Genomic DNA, 16,181 nt, shown 5'->3' on the forward strand with positions numbered 1-16,181 from the left:
GCATGTCTGACATTGGACGGGTGGCCGTGCTGGGGCTCGGCACCATGGGCTCCGGCATCGCCCAGGTCGCCGCGGCGTCCGGCTACGAGGTCACGGCTCTGGAGACCGACCGGAGCAGGCTCGATGCCGGCCTGGCCGCGCTGGGAACGTTCCTGGACGGCGGCGTCGAGCGCGGCAAGATCACGCAGGCCGAGCGGGACGGGACGTTCGCCCGCATCCGGCCGGTGACCGACGCCGCGGAACTCGCCGGCTGCGACCTGGTGATCGAGGCGGTGACCGAGCGGGCGGAGGTGAAGCGCGAGCTGTTCGGCGCGGTGGCGGCGGTGGTGGCGGAGGACGCGCTGCTCGTCACCAACACCTCGGCGCTGTCGGTGACCGATCTGGCCGCCTCGGTGCCCGGTCCCGGGCGGTTCGCCGGCCTGCACTTCTTCAACCCCGCACCGCTGATGAAGGTCGTGGAGGTGGTCCGCGCCCTGCAGACCGCCCCCGAGTCCGTCGAACGGCTGGTGGCCTTCGTCGGCTCGCTCGGCAAGGAGCCGATCATCGTCAAGGACCGTCCGGGCTTCCTCGTCAACCACCTGCTGATGCCCTATCTCAACGATGTGATCGCCGAGTACGACGGCGAGCTCGCCGACGCCGAGGACATCGACACGGCCGTCCGGCTCGGGCTCGGCCACAGACTGGGGCCGCTGGAGCTGCTCGATCTGATCGGGCTCGATGTGCATCTCCACGCGACGCAGAGCGCGTACGAGGCCACGCTCGATCCGAGGTTCGCGCCGCCGCCCCTACTGCGGCAGATGGTCGCCGCCGGTCACCTCGGCAGGAAGAGCGGCCAGGGTTTCCGTACCGGCGGGGAGGACGTCCGATGACCGGCTACACCGACATCGTCGTGCGGAGCGACGGCCCCGTCCTGGAGATCGGCATCGACCGGCCCGACAAGGGCAACAAGCTCCGCCACCAGACCTGCCTCGAACTGTTCGACGCGCTGCAGCGTCTCCGGCTCGACCCGGGACTGCGGGCCGCCGTGCTCACCGGCACCGGCGAGAAGTTCTTCTGCATCGGCGGAGAGCACGACGAGGCGACCTCGCTCGACCAGTCGCAGGTGCTGCCGATCGTCGACGTCTACCAGGCGATCGACACGATCCCGAAGCCGGTCGTGGCCGCGGTCAACGGGTTCGCGGTGGGCGGCGGCAACGTGCTGCACACCGTGTGCGACCTGACCATCGCCGCGGACAGCGCGGTGTTCCGCCAGGTCGGCCCGATGGTGGGCAGCTTCGACGCCGGCTACGGCACCTGGTACCTGGAGGACACGATCGGCCGCAAGCGGGCCAAGGAGATGTGGTACCTGAACCGCAAGTACTCCGCGGCGCAGGCGCTGGAGATGGGCCTGGTCAACGAGGTCGTGCCGGCCGCCGAGCTGCGGGCCCGCGCCGCCGCCGTGGCGCGCGAGCTGTCCGCCCGCAGCCCGATGGCGCTCGGCGCCCTGAAGTCGGCGTTCTCCGGCCGGCACAACGGCGTGGCCGGGCAGGCCAGGATGGCGCACGACCAGTACCTCAGCGTGTACCTGACCACGGACGAGGCGCACGAGACCAACGCGGCCTTCGCCGAGCGCCGCGAGCCCGACCCGCGGAGGTTCTGGTCATGACCCGCCACGCGCCGGCCCTGACCGCCGAGCAGGCCGACCTCGCGGACATGGTCGGCGCGGTCGTGGCCGGGGCGAGGGAACGCGTGTCCGACGAGCGTCCGGACGAGGTCGCGGCCGTCCGCCGCCGGCTCGCCGAGCTGGGGGTGTGGACGCTGGCAGCCGGCGACGCGTCAGGGGAGACCGGTGGCGCGGGCGGCGGCGAGGGAGTGGACGCTCTCGCGGCCGTCGCCTTCGCCTGCCTCGCGCGGAGCTGGCCCGCGCTCGCCTGGGCGTCGGTCCAGGCCGGTGTCGCGGCACGAATCCTGGACGGCACGCAGGCCGCCGTGGCCGTCCAGGCGGGGGACACGGCCGTGGCGGTGGTCGACGAGGACTCCGACGTGGTGCGCCTGACGCTCAGGGACGGGATGATCTCAGGGCGGATCGACCGCATCGACCCGGCCGGGGAGCGGCCCCGCGTCGTGGTCGTCGGTGACGGTTCGGTCCTGGTGCTCCCCGCCGAGGCGCTGCGGTTCGAACGTCTGCGGCGCACCGGCCTGGACGGCGCCCTGACCGCGTCCGCCGAGATCGTCGGACCGGTGCGGGAGGCGGGCGCGCTCATCGCCGGGGTCGACACCGACGCGGCGCGGGTCCGGCTCCGCCTCGGCGCCGCCGCGGTCGCCACCGGGATCGCGGAGGCCGCGGCCGAGGCCGCGCTGACCTACAGCGCGCAGCGGGTGCAGTTCGGCGCCCCTCTCACGGCCCTGCCGACCGTGCGGGACGCCCTGTTCTCCATTTCCCAGGCGGTGACCACCGCGTGGCTCCAGGTGCTGCGGCCGTGGGACCGCTCGGTCTGGCAGGCCACCGCGGTCCTCGCCTCCGCGTGCGAGCAGGCGATCGATGCGTGCGCGGCGGCCGTCCAGTCCCATGGGGGATACGGATATCTCACCGAGTATCAGGTAGAGCGCATGCTCCGGGACGCGCTGTCCCTGCGCGCGGCCTGCGATGTGGCGACCGCCCGACGCACGGCGGCGGCGGCCCTGGCGGGCCCCTCGCCGACCGACTCTGAGAGGAGGCCGTCATGACGGGCTCGCTGGAGAATGGACTGCGCGGCCAGTACACCCCGCTCACCGAGGCCGACGCCGAGGCGTTCCGGACGGCGGGCTTCTGGCAGGGCAGGACGCTCCGCTCCCTGCTGACCGACGCGGCGGCCCAGTATCCCGAACGTGTCGCGCTGGTCGGCTACCGGGCCTCCGGCCCGCCGGTACGGATGAGCTACCGGGAGTTCGACCGCGCGGCCGGCAAGGTGGCCTCGGCGCTGGCCGCCATCGGCGTGCGCGGCGGCGACGCCGTCGCGCTGATGCTCCCCAACTGGGTGGAGTACGCCTCGCTCATCTTCGGCGTCAACGAGATCGGCGCGGTCTACACCGGCGTGCCCGTGTCCTACGGCGAGCGCCAGGTGACCGCGATCGTCCGGCGTTCGAAGGCGAAGGTGCTGGTCGTTCCGCGGCAGTGGCGGGGCACGGACCTCCTCGCGATGGCGCGCCGCCTGCGGGAGGAGATCCCCACCCTCGAACACCTCGTGGTGTTCGAGGAGGACGGGGCCGAGCTCCGGCAGGGCGAGCACGCGTGGACCTCGTTCCTCGATGCGCCCCCCGGCACGTTCGCCCCGCCGGCGCCGGAGGCGCTGTGCTACCTCGGCTTCACGTCCGGCACCACGGGTGAGCCCAAGGGTGCGATGCACACCCACGACACGCTCGTCTATCCGCTCGAAGCCCTCGCCGACCACCTCGGACCCAAGACCTTCGGCGATCCGATGGTGCAACTGGTCGCCTCTCCCGTCGGGCACCACTCCGGCTTCGCCTGGGGCGTCCTGTTCACCGTCCACCTCGGCGGCACCGGGGTGCACATGGAGTCCTGGAACCCGGTCCAGGCGGTCGAGATCATCCGCGCCGAGCGGACCACCGCGTTCTTCGGCGCGCCGACGTTCCTGCAGGACATGCTGCGCACGGAACTCGCCGGCGATCCGGACTGCCCCCTGGAGTGCCTGGTCATCGCGGGCTCCTCGGTGCCGAGGACGTTGCCGGCCAAGGCGGGCGAGGCCCTCGGCGCCTACATCGCCCCGGCCTGGGGGATGACCGAGTGCGGCATCATGACGTCGGCCACGCCCGCCGAGGCGGAGGAGATCCAGCGCACCGACGGGTCGGCCTTCGCCGGCTCCGAGGTGCGGGTCGTCGACGCGACCGGGGCCGAGGTGCCGCCGGGAGCGGTCGGCGACCTGCTGATGCGCGGGCCCGGCGTGTCCGTCGGCTACTTCGACCGTCCGGACGCCACGCGGGAGTCCTTCCTGCCGGGCCTGTGGTTCAAGACCGGCGACACCGCCGGCGTGGACGAACACGGATGGCTGTCCCTGCACGGGCGGAGCAAGGACATCATCATCCGCGGCGGGGAGAACATCCCCGTGACCGAGGTCGAAACCCTGCTGTTCGACCATCCGGACGTGCTCAACGCGGCGGTCGTCGGTTATCCGGACGAGCGGCTGGGGGAGCGGTCCTGCGCCGTCCTCGTGACGCGACCGGGGGCGAGCCTGGACCTGCCGGCGGTGTGCGAGTACCTGCTGGCCGGCGGCCTCTCCAAGCACTACCTGCCGGAACGGCTGATGGTGCTGGACGAGCTCCCGACGACCCAGAGCGGCAAGATCCAGAAGTTCCGGCTCCGCGAACTCATCACGTCGGGAGAGAACACGCCATGACATCCGCCCGTCCGCTGTCCGGAGTGCGCGTGCTCGATCTGTCCACCCTGCTGCCGGGGCCGCTGGCCACCCTGCTGCTCGCGGAGGCCGGCGCCGACGTCGTCAAGATCGAGCGGCCGGGGCGCGGTGACGAGATGCGCACCTACCGGCCCGTCCTCGGGGAGGCCAGCGCGAACTACGCGGTGCTGAACCGGGGGAAGCGCGCCTTCGCCGCCGATCTGAAGGACCCGGCCGAGCGTGATCGGGTGCTGGCCCTGGCAGGCGAGGCCGACATCGTCGTCGAGCAGTTCCGTCCGGGCGTCACCGACCGGCTCGGGTTGGGCTACGAGCGGGTGCGCGCGCTGAACCCGGGCGTCGTCTACTGCTCGATCACCGGGTACGGGCAGCACGGTCCCGACGCGGGCCGAGCCGGACACGACCTGAACTACCTCGCCGAGACGGGCCTGCTCGGCGTGGTCGTGGACGGTGCCGGAAAGCCCCCGGTTCCCCCGACGGTGCTGGCCGACATCGCCGGCGGGACCTATCCGGCGGTGATGAACATCCTTCTCGCCCTGCGGCAGCGCGACGCGACGGGCACCGGATGCCATCTCGACATCTCCATGACCCGCAACCTGCACCTCATGGCCTACGGCTACTTCGCGACGTACCAGGGTGGTGACGGCTGGCCCGTGCCGGGCAGGGAACTGCTCACCGGGGGAAGCCCCCGCTACCAGGTGTACGCGACCTCGGACGGCCGGCACGTCGCCGTCGCCGCTCTGGAGCAGAAGTTCTGGGAACGCCTCGCGAGCCTGCTGGAACTGCCCGCCGAGTACCTGGACGAGCGCGGGCAGGAGAGCAGGGTCATCGAGGTGATCGGCGGCCTCATCGGGGCACGTCCCGCCGAGCACTGGCGGAAACTGTTCGACGGCGAGGACGTGTGCTCGGTCGTGGTGGCCACCTTCGAGGAGGCCGCCGCGGCCGGGCTGGTGGACACCGACTCGGACCATCGGCTCGTCGGCGACGGGTTCGACGTCGGCGCGCTGCCGCTCCCGGTGGATCCCGCCCTTCGCCGGCCGCCCGGCGCCCTCGGCGCCCCGTCGCTCGATCCGCTGCCGGACGGGCGGATCTGGCCGGAACGCTGAACCGCGGAACGCCGCGACGGGTGCGGCGGGGGCCCGGACGACGGGCCCCCGCCGGGCTATATCTGCGCGTCCGGCACGGCCACGGTGCCGCCATCGACGACGACGGTGGCGCCGGTCGTGCTCGCGGAGTGGTCCGAGAGCAGGAACACGATCGTGGCGGCGAGTTCGGACGGGCGCGCCACCCGGCCCAGCGGGACCCGCTCGTCCAGCGCCTTCCGCGCCGCCTCGATGCCGGAGCCGTCCCGTTCGCTGAGGCGTTCGGCGCGGCGCTCGTAGCGGTCGGTGGCCGTCACCCCGGGAACGACGGTGTTGACCCTGATCCGGCGCTCGGCGAGCTGGGCCGCGTAGTGGCGCGACAGCGCCTCCACGGCCGAGTTGATCGCGGCCACGTGCGGCGACCGGGGCATGTACCGCATCGAGGCGATCCCCGAGATGTTGACGATGCCGCCGCCGTCGCGCATGCGGGGGAGGGCCGCCTGGACGACGGACTCGTAGCCGAGCAGCTTGAGCTCGAACAGCCGGGTCCACGCGGTCCGGTCCGGGTGGTCCTCGTGGACGCCGAAGCCCGCCGCGTTGTTGACCACTCCGTCCAGCGGGCCGAACCGCTCGGCGGCGGCCGTCACCGCCGCCTCGCCCGCGCCGGGGTCGCGAAGATCGGTCTGGACGAACGCGGCGCGCGGATGTTCGCCGAGCTCCGCGGTCGCCTTCTCGATCGATTCCGTGGTCCGCGCCGCGACCGTGACGGCGGCGCCCTCCTCCAGCAGCAGCCGGGTGGTCGCGAGGCCGATGCCTCGGGTGCCGCCCGTCACGAGGTACGACCGTCCACCGATGCCGAGGTCCATCAGACGCCTCCGCGGATGGCGTGCGGTGCCGCACCGCCGGTGGTGTGGTCGGTCATCGCTTCTCCTTCGACCCGGCGCCCGTCGAGCTCCCGAGGGTCGGGCAGAGCTGGGGGCGGCCAGGATGACAGTTGATTAAAGTCGAACATTAGTCAGGCATGGCGATAATGTCAATGACGGCAGGGGTAGCCACGGAATCTATTGACCTAGGAATGCATCGAGGCTAATGTCGAACAGATAGCGACCAGCTCAAACGAGGTCAGGTTGAGGATCCAGGCCCGGCCTGGCCCGCCCTCGGCCACCGGCTGCGACGAGGAGAGCGACGTGAGTCCAGCGAACAAACCATGGGACGGTGTCATCCCCGACGAGGACCTTGCGAGCTTCGGACGGGAATTCGATCGAGTGGAGCGCCCGCTGACGGCCGGCGCCCGCCCGGCGGTCGTGGTCGTCGACATGACCCGGGCATTCGTCGATTCGGCCTACCGGACAGGCTGGAGCCCGACGGGCTACCCGGCCGTGGACGCCAACGCGAGCCTCCTGGCCGCCGCCAGGGAGGCGGAGCTGCCGGTCTTCTTCACCAAGGCCTACGCTGAGCCGGACCACGAGCCGCTGCCCCTGGAGCGCGGGCGCTGGAAACTGGCCTCCGACCCCGAGCCGCTCCCGGAAGGAACACCGCCCGGCGACGTGATCGCCGACGGGATCGCTCCGCTACCCGGTGAGATCGTCATCTCCAAGGGCGCGCGGCCCAGCGCGTTCTTCGGGACCCCGCTGGCCTCCTACCTGATCCAGGCCGGATGCGACACGGTCATCGTCACCGGCATGACGACCAGTGGATGCGTGCGGGCCACCGTGCTGGACGCCTTCCAGTACAACTTCCACGTCGTCCTCCCGTTCGAGTGCTGCGCCGACCGCAGCCAGATCTCGCACAAGGTCAACCTGTTCGACATGCACATGAAGTACGCGGACGTCGTCAGCGTGGACGAGACGATCGGCTACATCGAGAAGCTTCGCGTCGGTTGATCGGCGGGCACCGGCGCGCACGGCGTGCGGGAGGCTCAGGGGCGCTCCGTCCCTGAGCCCCCTCCGCTGTGCGCGGTGGGCCATCCCCCTGACCCTGCTCCGCTCAGCGGGCCGCGCGCCACGAGGCGAAGAGCCGGGACACGTCGCCCTGTTCCGGGAGCGCCGCCGCGGACCGGCACAGCGAGGCGCCGGCGTCCCCGAGCGACCGGGTGCAATGACGCTCGAAATCCGCCGGCTCCCAGCCGCTCGTGTCGCCGTCGCCCACGAGGGCGAGCCGCCGGCCGTCGGAGAGCACGACATCGATCCGCGCGGTCAGATCGGGAAGCGCCGGGTCGCCGATGACCGCGATCGAGGCCGCGTTCGTCCGCAGATCCGGATGGAACTCCCGGACCGCCGCGAGGACGATCCCCTCCACACTGGAGATCGAGTCCGCCGACGCCTTCTGGCCGCCGCCGTATCCGGCCGCGAACGGCGCGACGCGGACGGTGACCCGCTCGGCCGACCCGCTGACCGGTGACCGCCCCCGGAACGCATCGAAGATCGACTGGCCGTACATCGCGACCGGATACCGCTTGAAGGTGACGTGATGGACGGCGGCCCCCCGCGCCCGCGGCCATGCCTCCGCCCCGTCACCGAACAACCCGTACAGGCCATGGGGCCCCGCCAGGGCTCCCGTCCCGCCCCGCAGGCCGGCCATCGCGGCGACGGCCGCCGACACGCCCGCCTGCACGGCGAGCGCCGGCTGGAGCCGCCAGGCGTCGCCCGCGGCCGAGACGACGCCGAGCGGCCCGCCGCCGGCGGAGGACGCCAGCCCCAGCGCGGCGGTGGCGTCCTCGTCCGGAAGACCGAGGGTGAGCGCCATCGTGGCGGCCGCCGCTGCCGGGGCGATCATCGAGGTGACCCGCCAGCCCCGGTGCGACACCTCGGGCAGCAGCCGGTCGGCCAGCCGGCAGGCGCACTCGTACCCACCGACGACGGCTCGCAGCAGCCGCGCCCCGTCCACCGGCCGTCCCGTCCGGTGGGCGGTGTCCTCCGCCGCCGCCAAGGCCACCGGCACGACGGCGAGGCCGGGATGCGCGGCGACCCGGAACGAGTCGTCGGTGAGCCGCGCGTGCATCAGGTAGGCATTGGCGAGGACCGCGCCGGCCATGGCGGCGCGCTCGGGCAGGCCGCTCACCGTGCAGGCGCCGGGCGCGCCGGCCAGCGCCGCCGCGGCCGCCCGGTGGCGCGAGACGCGCGCGGAGAGCACCATGTCGGTGACGGCGGCCGCCACACACCCCGCGGCGCGTTCCAGCGTGGCACCGTCGGCCGCCTCGGCGCTGTCGCGGGCCCATCGCCACAACGTCAGGCAGGGATCCTCGACCGGGTCGCCGACCCCCGGGACGGCCGCCGCCGGCCCGCCGTCCGTGCCCGTCACCGCTCGTCCTTCTCGCCCGGCGTCCCGACCATCTCCTCGTACATGGTCGCGATGCGCGTGCAGTCCTGGTCGCCGTAACCCCGCTCCACGGCGAGCCGCCAGCAGTCCGCCACCGCCCGCGCCAGCGGCACGGGAAGCCCGAACTGGGCGGCCAGGTCGCCGAAGAGCGTCACGTCCTTGAGGGCACCCTCGACGGGGAAGCCGAAGTCGAAGCTCCCGGTCAGCACGTACTCGGGAAACTTCACGGCGGTGGCCGAGTTGCGTCCGGAGCCGAGGTTCAGCGCGCCGAGCGCGACGTCCAGCGGGACCCCGGCCTCGCCGGTGAGAGCGGTCGCCTCCGCGGTGATCGCCAGAGCCCCCAGCGACAGGAGGTTGTTGGCGAGCTTCACCGCCTGGGCCTGCCCGGGTTCGGCGCCCACGGGGACCACATGCTCGGCGATGACGTCGAAGACGGGAGCGCATCCGGCGACGCTGTCCGGTGGCCCGGAGACCATGACGGTCAGAGTGCCCTTGCGCGCGCCGGCCGCACCGCCGCTGACCGGAGCGTCCACGAACCTTGCCCCCGCGGCGGCCAGCGTGGAGGCGACCTTCTTCACGGCGGCGGGCCCGGTGGTGGAGGTGCTGATGACGAGAGTGCCGGCCGCCGTACCGGCGGCGATCCGCTCACCGACGTCCAGCAGCGCCGCGGGCGTGGGCAGGCTGAGCAGGACGGCGTCCACCCCGTCGATCAGGTCTCCCACGTCCTCGTGGATCGACACCAGCGCCTCGCCTCGAAAGGGCGCGGTGGCCTCCGGCGCGGGATCGAGCAGCCGGACCCGCAGGTCGCGCTCGACGAACCGCCGGGCCATGGGCGCCGCCATCGTGCCGACGCCGATGAACGCGATCTCTCGCATCAGTGACACCGCTCCCGCACCGTGGTGGACAGTCTAACTAATATTAGACATTAGACGGATGTTAACCCTTGCGGTAGATGCCCGCAAAAGTCAGACCGTGTCGCGGGGGCGGCGCTCGGAGAGCCGTGATCCTCCGTTCAGCGACGCACGCGACAGCGCAGGTGGAGCACCCGGTCGCCCTGGATCACGACGTGGGGGTCTTCCAGCAGGTGCTGCGCGTCGACCGGCCCGAAGTAGCGCTTGCCGGACCCGAACACCACGGGCGCGACCTCCATGGCGACCTCGTCGACGAGCCCCGCGGCCAGCAGCTGCCCGCCGACGTCGCCGGCGGCGACCTCGACCGTGCGGTCGCCCGCGAGCTTCTGCGCGGTGGCCATGGCGGCCGCGACGCCGTCGACGAAGTGGTACGGCGCTCCAGCGTCCCAGCCCTCGGGCGCGGGCCGGTGCGACACGACCACAATGTGGTCGACCCCGGCCGGCGGCGTGCCGCCCCAGCCGTCCGTGAGGTCGAAGACGTGACGGCCGACGATCGTCACCGCGATCTCGTCCCAGTACGGACGGACGTAGTCGTAGGACGCCTGCGACACCTTCACCACCCCGGAGTCGTCCAACGGGACGTCACCGCTGGACATCCAGTCGAAGAGCGGTCCGACCTGGTCGTCACCGTCCGCGATGAAGCCGTCCACCGACACCGTGCCGTACATGACCACCTTGCCCATGGGCCCTCCTCCGCTCGGGAAGTGCCCATCATGGCCTGGCGGGAATCGCCGGCTCTTGTAAGGAATCAAACGGCCGGAAGCAGCCCGACGTCGAGCGCATGGCCGGAATGCTCGCGCAGGAACCGCCGCCGGAGCTCGACGTAGCGGGTCGGCGTCAGACCGGTGAAGGCCCGGAACTCGTGCCCGAAGTGCGCCTGGTCGAAGTAGCCGGCGCGACCGGCGAGGTCGACCCAGTCGACCGGCCCGGTGGGGTCGATCGCGTTGACGGCGGCGGCGAAGCGGTAGGTGCGGGCGAGCCGCTTCGGCGTGACGCCGATCAGCTCCTTGAACCGCTGCGCCAGGTGGGTGCTGCTGACACCGGCCGCCGCGCCCAGGTCGCCGATCGCCACCGCTCCCGTGGCCGCCGCGATGACGCCGCTCGTGCGACGGACCAGCCCCAGGCCGGCGGTCTCGCGGAGCCGCCGCATGAGCTCGTCCTCAAGGAGCGCCAGCATCTCGCACGGCCCGGCCTGCGAGGCCAGACGGTCCCGCAGCTCGGCCATGCGGGCGCGGCCCCAGACCTGTTCCACCGTCACCGGACGGTCGCACAGTTCGGCCGCGGGCATCGGCAGAAAGGGCGCGGCCCCCCATGGCTTGAAGTGCACGCCCACCGACAGGGTGCAGCCGAAAGTACGGCGGCACGCCCTCCAGGTAGTAGAGGTCGTCGATCAGCTCGTCCAGCGGCGCTCGCGGCACCCTCGACACATACTCCACACACCCAGCATCCCCGACGCGCGACCGAACCCACCAGCCCGCCGCACTCCGCAGGCAGTCCTCGCTGTCTTCGCGCGTTGAAATCCACGAGTGCCCTATAGGTAAAAGTACGCAAACGCTGCTTTAGTGCTGTTTTCGCTGGTAGGAGCGCAAGTATCGAGAGCGCTCGGCTGCTTGCGGGGCCAGATGGTCCCAAGTTCAACGACTCTCTGTACTTTTGGGGCATTAGGAGAGTAAAGATGAACGACATCAGGGGTGTGCGGATGGAACAGAGCAGGTGATCGAAGACCGAATGATCGCTACGACCCGCCAATGACGATCATTACGGGGACGGCGGGAGGTACGGGGATGCTACAGCCATCAGGCGCAGCCGCCGCGGGGTACGGCGCATCCTTCATCGTGTCCGGCATCGCGGCCCTCTTGTGCCTTGAGGCACGGTGCCGCGACGAGCAGCACAAGCTGTTCGGGCGATCAAGCCGTTGGTGGGCGATCGCGATCATCCTCAGCACTGCGACAGTGGCCACGGTGCTGGGCAACGTCACTGCTTTGGCGCCGCCGCTCTATTGGGGAATCGGGGCGTCCGTGGCACTCGTAGGAGCCCTGCTGGCCGGCGAGGTCAAGCGAAGCGTTCAGGCCAAACAGGTGACCAATGCCCCTCCTACACATCTCGTGATGATCGCGAGTGTGGGGATCGCGCTGCTGGTTCATCGTTTCGAGAATTCGTTCCGGGGGGATCGGCTGGCCTGGGCTGATCAGTGGTTCAACGACCCCAAATGGCTAGGGAAGGTGCAGGAGCCCGACGAGATCGAAGCAGCGGCCAGTCACTTCTTCGCCATGATCATCCGGCAGGCCGGCGAAGATGAATCACCCTCAAGACGCCGTGCTGATCTGATCCGCCTGGAGGAGGCGATACACAACCGCATCCATGTGGCGTCATTGTGCTACCAGGATCCTCCCGCGAGCCGTGATCAGGTGATCGAAGAGTTGCGGCAACACGGGTTGCTCAATGAGGGCAATTATCACGGCCTCGCCTCCCAGGGCGAACTGAGCCGGTTGGGTCGCAAGCTCTGCTCCGATGCGATGCAGGATCTTCAAGACATGATCTTGTATGCCTACCGCAGGCGGTATTCGCTGGAGCAGTTCTCCTGGAGTCCTGCCTCCTCTTCTGGCCGCTCCGCGGAGACGCCGTCGCCTTCATCAGCACGGTCTCGCTGGGCTCCGGGGGAGGAGGCAGGTCCCGGGTCGGACGTGGAGACGGCCTCTACCTGACCTCGAAGGAGGTCGGCAGCACTCCGTCGTTCCACGGGTGCATCTGCACCTCCATGCGCGCTCCGAGTGCGGTCACCATGCTGTCCAGGGTCTTGAGGGTGACGTTCTCTCCACCGGACAGGATCTGGCTGACTCGTCCCGGCGAGACATGCATCTTCTGGGCGAGTTGAGAACGCTGGATCTGGTGTTCGCGCATGTACCAGATGACCTCGTTGATCACAGTGTCCGTGAGGGTGCTCTGGGTGTGCATGTCGGGACTTCCCTCTGCACCGTCGCGCCGGCTTCGGAACACCATGATCTTCATCTCCTCTGTCTCGGAGGGCAATACTCACTTTAGCTCTTCCTAAATGTTTAGACAACCCTAAACTCTAAGAGGTTCAAGATCTCTTCGAGAGCTCCTCGCGTCTCCGGGCGGGGCGCGACGCTCGACAGGGGCAGGCGACATGTGAGCCCTTCGCCCGACGTCGGGCCCCGTAAATGTCTTTGCCCAGGCGGCGGGATAAATGATCGTGCGATGGAGCTGGGGCTTTTTTCCGTCAGCTTGACGGAGGACCAGGTCGTGCGCTTCCTGCTCTGCGCGGGCGTGATCGGGGTGCTCTGCAAGAAGAACGTGTCGATCTCCGGTGCCGAGGTGGGCTGCCAGGGCGAGGTGGCTCGGGGCTGGCGGTCAACGGCCTGTGACGTCACTCCGCCTGAGCTGGGCGAGGCGCGGGCGGGAGTGGCTCGCCAGGGCGGATCTGCTCGACGGCGTGGTGCAGCGCGGTGATGAAGGCCGTGGTCGCCGGCGGGTCCGGCGGATCGCCGTAGGTGGCGAGGTAGACGTGCCGCCGGAAGTCGCGGAGGACGCTGGCCTCGATGCCGGGCGCGCGGTGGGTGCGCAGCGCCAGCCCCGGCATGGTGGTCACGCCCATGCCCGCCGCGACCAGTGCCTGGTTCACGATGATGTCGTCGGCGGTGTAGGCGATGGGCGGCGTGAAACCCGCCTTGTCGCAGGCCTCCAGGAACTCGCGGCGGCAGTTCTCGCAGCCCGCGATCCAGGCGGAGTCGCGGTTGCCCTCCAGCGTCTGGCCGGGGTCAAGGCTGAGCAGGTACATCGGGTCGTCGAACAGGTGCGCGGCGCGGATGTCGTCCGGGGCCGGGTCGTCGTAGCGGAAGGCGACCGCGACGTCGACCTCCCCGGCCCGCAGCAGGTCGAGGGCCACGCGCGGGTGGGACTCGATCAGGCGCAGTTCGAGGCCGGGGTGCTCGCGGAGCAGGATGCCGGCGGCGTGCGGTACCAGGGCGGCCAGCGCCGACTGGAAACCCGCGACCCTGACCAGGCCGGTCTGCAGGCCGACCAGCGCGGACAGCTCCGCGGCGGCGGTGTCGACCCGGCCGACGATCTCGGTGGCGCGGCGGGCCAGGTGCTCGCCCTCGGGGGTGAGCCGGATGCCCCGGCCGACCCGCTGGACGAGCCTGGCCCCGGTCTCGGCCTCCAGCCTGGCCAGATGGCGGCTGACGGCGGGCTGGGAGTAGTTCAGATGCTTGGCGGCCTTGGTGACCGATCCCTCCGCGGCGATCGCCGCGAGAACCCGTAGCCGCACGATATCCAGCATGCATCAAGAATATGCATGAGTTGGCCCAAGCATTGTCATTAGACGTATGAGTCGGGCCGCGGGACGCTGAGCGGGACGAACTCGTTCCGCCAAGGAGGACGCGCCATGATCCGCACATCGGCGATCACCGATCTCGTCGCGGCCGTGCGCCGGGCGGTCGACCTGCGGGCCGGCTGGACGGACACTGCGGACCTGGTCGCCGACCGGCTCCGCGCGCACCTGCCCGGCCCCGAGATCCTGACGCCCGAGCAGCGTCTCGGCCTGCCCGACCGGGTGGCGGGCCACCTGCTGCACGTCGAGCCGGACGGGGCGTTCTCCGTCCTCGGCCTGGTCTGGCGCCCCGGGCAGAGCACCCGGATCCACGACCACATCACCTGGTGCGTCGTGGGCGTCCTGTCGGGCATCGAGCACGAGGAACTGTTCGACGAAGCGCTCGACCCCATCGGTACACGGGACAACCAGCCCGGCGAGGTCAGCGGCTTCGCGCCGCCCGGCGACATCCACCGCATCCGCAACGTCGGCGACGAGACCGCCATCAGCCTGCACATCTACGGCACCGACATCTCCCGCGTCGGGTCCAGCGCCCGCCGCTACTACAACTGAGGAGCTCGACCATGGACCAGAACGCCATCGACGAGGTACTGAACCGTCCATACAGCCAGGAACTGCTGGCCCGCGACCTGGCGAGGCTGGCGTACGTAGCGCTGGACGGCACCCCCCGCTCGATCCCGATCGGGATCCACTGGAACGGCACGGAGATCGTCATGTGCACCGCCAAGAACGCGCGCAAACTGCCGGCGCTGCGCCGCAACCCCGCGGTCGCCCTGACCATCGACACCGAGGCGCACCCGCCGAAGGTCCTGCTCCTGCGCGGCACGGCGGAGCTGGACGTCGTCGACGGCATCCCGGAGGAGTACCTCCAGTGGAACGGCACGTACGAGATGACGCCGGAGCAGCGGGCCGAGTGGGAGCAGGGCGTGCAGTCGCTCTACGACGGCATGGTCCGGATCGTCGTGAAGCCGACCTGGGCCAAGCTGATCGACTTCGAGACCACGCTGCCCACCGCCATCGAGGAGCTCATGGCGCGCCAGAGCGAGCGCGCCTGAACCCGGAAAGGACCGTCATGGAGGACACCGGCCGGCAGGCCACGATCCAGCGCATGGACAACGTCGCCATCGTCGTCGACGACCTCGCGGCCGCCACGGCGTTCTTCGCCGAGCTCGGCCTTGAGCTGGAAGGCGAGGCGACACTGGAGGGCAGGGGGGCGCCTCCTCGGGCTCGAAGGAGTCCGAACGGACATCGCGATGCTGCGCACCCCGGACGGCAGCGGCCGGATCGAGCTGACCAAGTACCATGCGCCGTCGGTCCACGAGGGTGACCCGCACGCTCCCGCGAACATGCTGGGCGCACATCGCATCATGTTCGCCGTCAGGGACATCGACGACATCCTCGACCGTCTGCGGCACCACGGAGCCGAACTCCTCGGCGAACTGGTGCAGTACGAGAACAGCTACCGGCTCTGCTACGTCCGAGGCCCTGCGGGCATCCTCGTAGCACTGGCCGAAGAGACCAAGTAACCCCTCGACCGCGGCGAACCTTCAGCTGAGTCGGCCTTCGATTCCGTCGAGAATCATCTGAAGCGCGAGGGCGAACTGGCCGTCGAAGTCGTCGTTGTCGTTCGGCGTCCAGCAGCCCGATGGCCGCCTCGACGATGCGGCCCGACGGCGCCGACCTCGCCACCATCCACCACGCAAGAACGATCTTGTGGGGAGTCTGGGCCAACGCGGCCTTCATGGCGGCCGACGGCCGCCCCGAAGACCAGATCGCCGACTACCTGTCACGCTGGGCCCTACTCGGCAGACCGAACTGGCCGCTGCCCGCAAGATCCTGGCCACCCCCGGCATGAACGTCTACATCCTCGCCTACTTCCACGGCTGGCGACTCGTGCGCACCTGGTGCAACGGCCCCGCCCGTCTCCGGCGCCTGCTCACTGAACAACTCCTCCCAGCAGACCTCCAACCCCACGACCTACGCCCGCGGCCTGGTCATGCGCGCTCAGCGCCGGAGTAGAGGCCTTCACCAGGTCACCCGGGTCCACGTCGGGCCTCAACTGGACACCTCGCGTCTCTGTGGGGCAGGAGATCGGTGCCGCTTGCGAGAAGAATGCAGAACAGGAGTCGTG

The 16,181-nt window shown here is 70.6% G+C and carries 17 protein-coding genes and 1 pseudogene; 11 read left to right on the forward strand and 7 right to left on the reverse strand.

Features of this window, described 5'->3' with window-relative positions; translation table 11 throughout:
- Positions 1–2: 2 nt before the first annotated feature.
- Genes ABGB11_RS18500 through ABGB11_RS18520 form a run of 5 tightly spaced genes read left to right on the forward strand, consistent with a single transcriptional unit; the run spans position 3 to position 5,494 of the window.
- Positions 3–869: a 3-hydroxyacyl-CoA dehydrogenase family protein gene (locus ABGB11_RS18500; protein ID WP_347634326.1), complete on the forward strand. Its 867-nt coding sequence runs from the start codon at positions 3–5 to the stop codon at positions 867–869.
- Positions 866–1,645, forward strand: a complete 780-nt coding sequence (locus ABGB11_RS18505) for an enoyl-CoA hydratase-related protein (RefSeq protein WP_347634328.1) — start codon at positions 866–868, stop codon at positions 1,643–1,645. Before ABGB11_RS18500 ends, ABGB11_RS18505 begins: the two co-directional genes overlap by 4 nt.
- Entirely contained in the window at positions 1,642–2,706 is a 1,065-nt protein-coding gene (locus ABGB11_RS18510; RefSeq protein WP_347634330.1) for an acyl-CoA dehydrogenase family protein, read from the forward strand. The genes ABGB11_RS18505 and ABGB11_RS18510 overlap by 4 nt, the downstream gene beginning before the upstream one ends.
- Positions 2,703–4,373, forward strand: a complete 1,671-nt coding sequence (locus tag ABGB11_RS18515) for an AMP-binding protein (protein ID WP_347634332.1) — start codon at positions 2,703–2,705, stop codon at positions 4,371–4,373. Before ABGB11_RS18510 ends, ABGB11_RS18515 begins: the two co-directional genes overlap by 4 nt.
- Positions 4,370–5,494: a CaiB/BaiF CoA-transferase family protein gene (locus ABGB11_RS18520; protein WP_347634334.1), complete on the forward strand. Its 1,125-nt coding sequence runs from the start codon at positions 4,370–4,372 to the stop codon at positions 5,492–5,494. Before ABGB11_RS18515 ends, ABGB11_RS18520 begins: the two co-directional genes overlap by 4 nt.
- A 56-nt stretch (positions 5,495–5,550) precedes the next feature.
- On the opposite strand, the gene ABGB11_RS18525 is transcribed toward ABGB11_RS18520, so the two are convergent.
- On the reverse strand, positions 5,551–6,336 hold the full coding sequence (locus ABGB11_RS18525) for an SDR family oxidoreductase (RefSeq protein WP_347634336.1): 786 nt from the start codon (positions 6,334–6,336) through the stop codon (positions 5,551–5,553).
- A 321-nt stretch (positions 6,337–6,657) separates the two neighbouring features.
- Between ABGB11_RS18525 and ABGB11_RS18530 the strand changes: the two genes are divergently transcribed.
- Complete coding sequence (locus tag ABGB11_RS18530; RefSeq protein ID WP_347634338.1) at positions 6,658–7,353, forward strand: isochorismatase family protein; 696 nt, start codon at positions 6,658–6,660, stop codon at positions 7,351–7,353.
- A gap of 103 nt (positions 7,354–7,456) precedes the next feature.
- On the opposite strand, the gene ABGB11_RS18535 is transcribed toward ABGB11_RS18530, so the two are convergent.
- The 4 genes from ABGB11_RS18535 to ABGB11_RS18550 form a co-directional block, all read right to left on the reverse strand.
- Positions 7,457–8,770 carry an MmgE/PrpD family protein gene (locus ABGB11_RS18535; protein ID WP_347634340.1) on the reverse strand — a complete coding sequence of 438 codons (1,314 nt, stop codon included), beginning with the start codon at positions 8,768–8,770 and terminating at the stop codon, positions 7,457–7,459.
- Positions 8,767–9,663: an NAD(P)-dependent oxidoreductase gene (locus ABGB11_RS18540; RefSeq protein WP_347634342.1), complete on the reverse strand. Its 897-nt coding sequence runs from the start codon at positions 9,661–9,663 to the stop codon at positions 8,767–8,769. The genes ABGB11_RS18535 and ABGB11_RS18540 overlap by 4 nt, the downstream gene beginning before the upstream one ends.
- A gap of 137 nt (positions 9,664–9,800) precedes the next feature.
- On the reverse strand, positions 9,801–10,382 hold the full coding sequence (locus ABGB11_RS18545) for a dihydrofolate reductase family protein (RefSeq protein ID WP_347634344.1): 582 nt from the start codon (positions 10,380–10,382) through the stop codon (positions 9,801–9,803).
- A gap of 65 nt (positions 10,383–10,447) precedes the next feature.
- Positions 10,448–10,987, reverse strand: a complete 540-nt coding sequence (locus ABGB11_RS18550) for a helix-turn-helix domain-containing protein (protein ID WP_347634346.1) — start codon at positions 10,985–10,987, stop codon at positions 10,448–10,450.
- Between the two features lie 460 nt (positions 10,988–11,447).
- Here ABGB11_RS18550 and ABGB11_RS18555 point away from each other — a divergent pair, with 460 nt between their 5' ends.
- On the forward strand, positions 11,448–12,404 hold the full coding sequence (locus ABGB11_RS18555; RefSeq protein ID WP_347634348.1) for a hypothetical protein: 957 nt from the start codon (positions 11,448–11,450) through the stop codon (positions 12,402–12,404).
- On the opposite strand, the gene ABGB11_RS18560 is transcribed toward ABGB11_RS18555, so the two are convergent.
- The gene (locus ABGB11_RS18560) at positions 12,397–12,708 is read right to left on the reverse strand and encodes a helix-turn-helix transcriptional regulator (RefSeq protein ID WP_347634350.1); all 312 of its coding nucleotides are present in this window, start codon (positions 12,706–12,708) and stop codon (positions 12,397–12,399) included. The genes ABGB11_RS18555 and ABGB11_RS18560 overlap by 8 nt on opposite strands.
- A 243-nt stretch (positions 12,709–12,951) precedes the next feature.
- Here ABGB11_RS18560 and ABGB11_RS18565 point away from each other — a divergent pair.
- A pseudogene (locus ABGB11_RS18565) lies at positions 12,952–13,056 on the forward strand (L-serine ammonia-lyase, iron-sulfur-dependent, subunit alpha); the annotation flags it as partial.
- Between the two features lie 31 nt (positions 13,057–13,087).
- On the opposite strand, the gene ABGB11_RS18570 reads toward ABGB11_RS18565, so the two are convergent.
- Positions 13,088–13,999: a LysR family transcriptional regulator gene (locus ABGB11_RS18570; RefSeq protein WP_347634352.1), complete on the reverse strand. Its 912-nt coding sequence runs from the start codon at positions 13,997–13,999 to the stop codon at positions 13,088–13,090.
- 105 nt (positions 14,000–14,104) lie between these two features.
- On the opposite strand from ABGB11_RS18570, the gene ABGB11_RS18575 reads away from it, so the two are divergent.
- The 3 genes from ABGB11_RS18575 to ABGB11_RS18585 all read left to right on the forward strand — a co-directional run bounded on the left by ABGB11_RS18575 (position 14,105) and on the right by ABGB11_RS18585 (position 15,576).
- Positions 14,105–14,602 carry a cysteine dioxygenase family protein gene (locus ABGB11_RS18575; protein WP_347634354.1) on the forward strand — a complete coding sequence of 166 codons (498 nt, stop codon included), beginning with the start codon at positions 14,105–14,107 and terminating at the stop codon, positions 14,600–14,602.
- Between the two features lie 11 nt (positions 14,603–14,613).
- Positions 14,614–15,105, forward strand: a complete 492-nt coding sequence (locus tag ABGB11_RS18580; protein ID WP_347634356.1) for a pyridoxamine 5'-phosphate oxidase family protein — start codon at positions 14,614–14,616, stop codon at positions 15,103–15,105.
- Positions 15,106–15,303: 198 nt separating this feature from the next.
- Positions 15,304–15,576, forward strand: a complete 273-nt coding sequence (locus ABGB11_RS18585) for a VOC family protein (protein WP_347634358.1) — start codon at positions 15,304–15,306, stop codon at positions 15,574–15,576.
- Positions 15,577–16,181: the final 605 nt, after the last annotated feature.

Origin of the sequence: Actinomadura sp. B10D3 (assembly GCF_039871695.1) — a bacterium.
GTDB classification, from domain to species: Bacteria; Actinomycetota; Actinomycetes; order Streptosporangiales; family Streptosporangiaceae; genus Spirillospora; species Spirillospora madurae.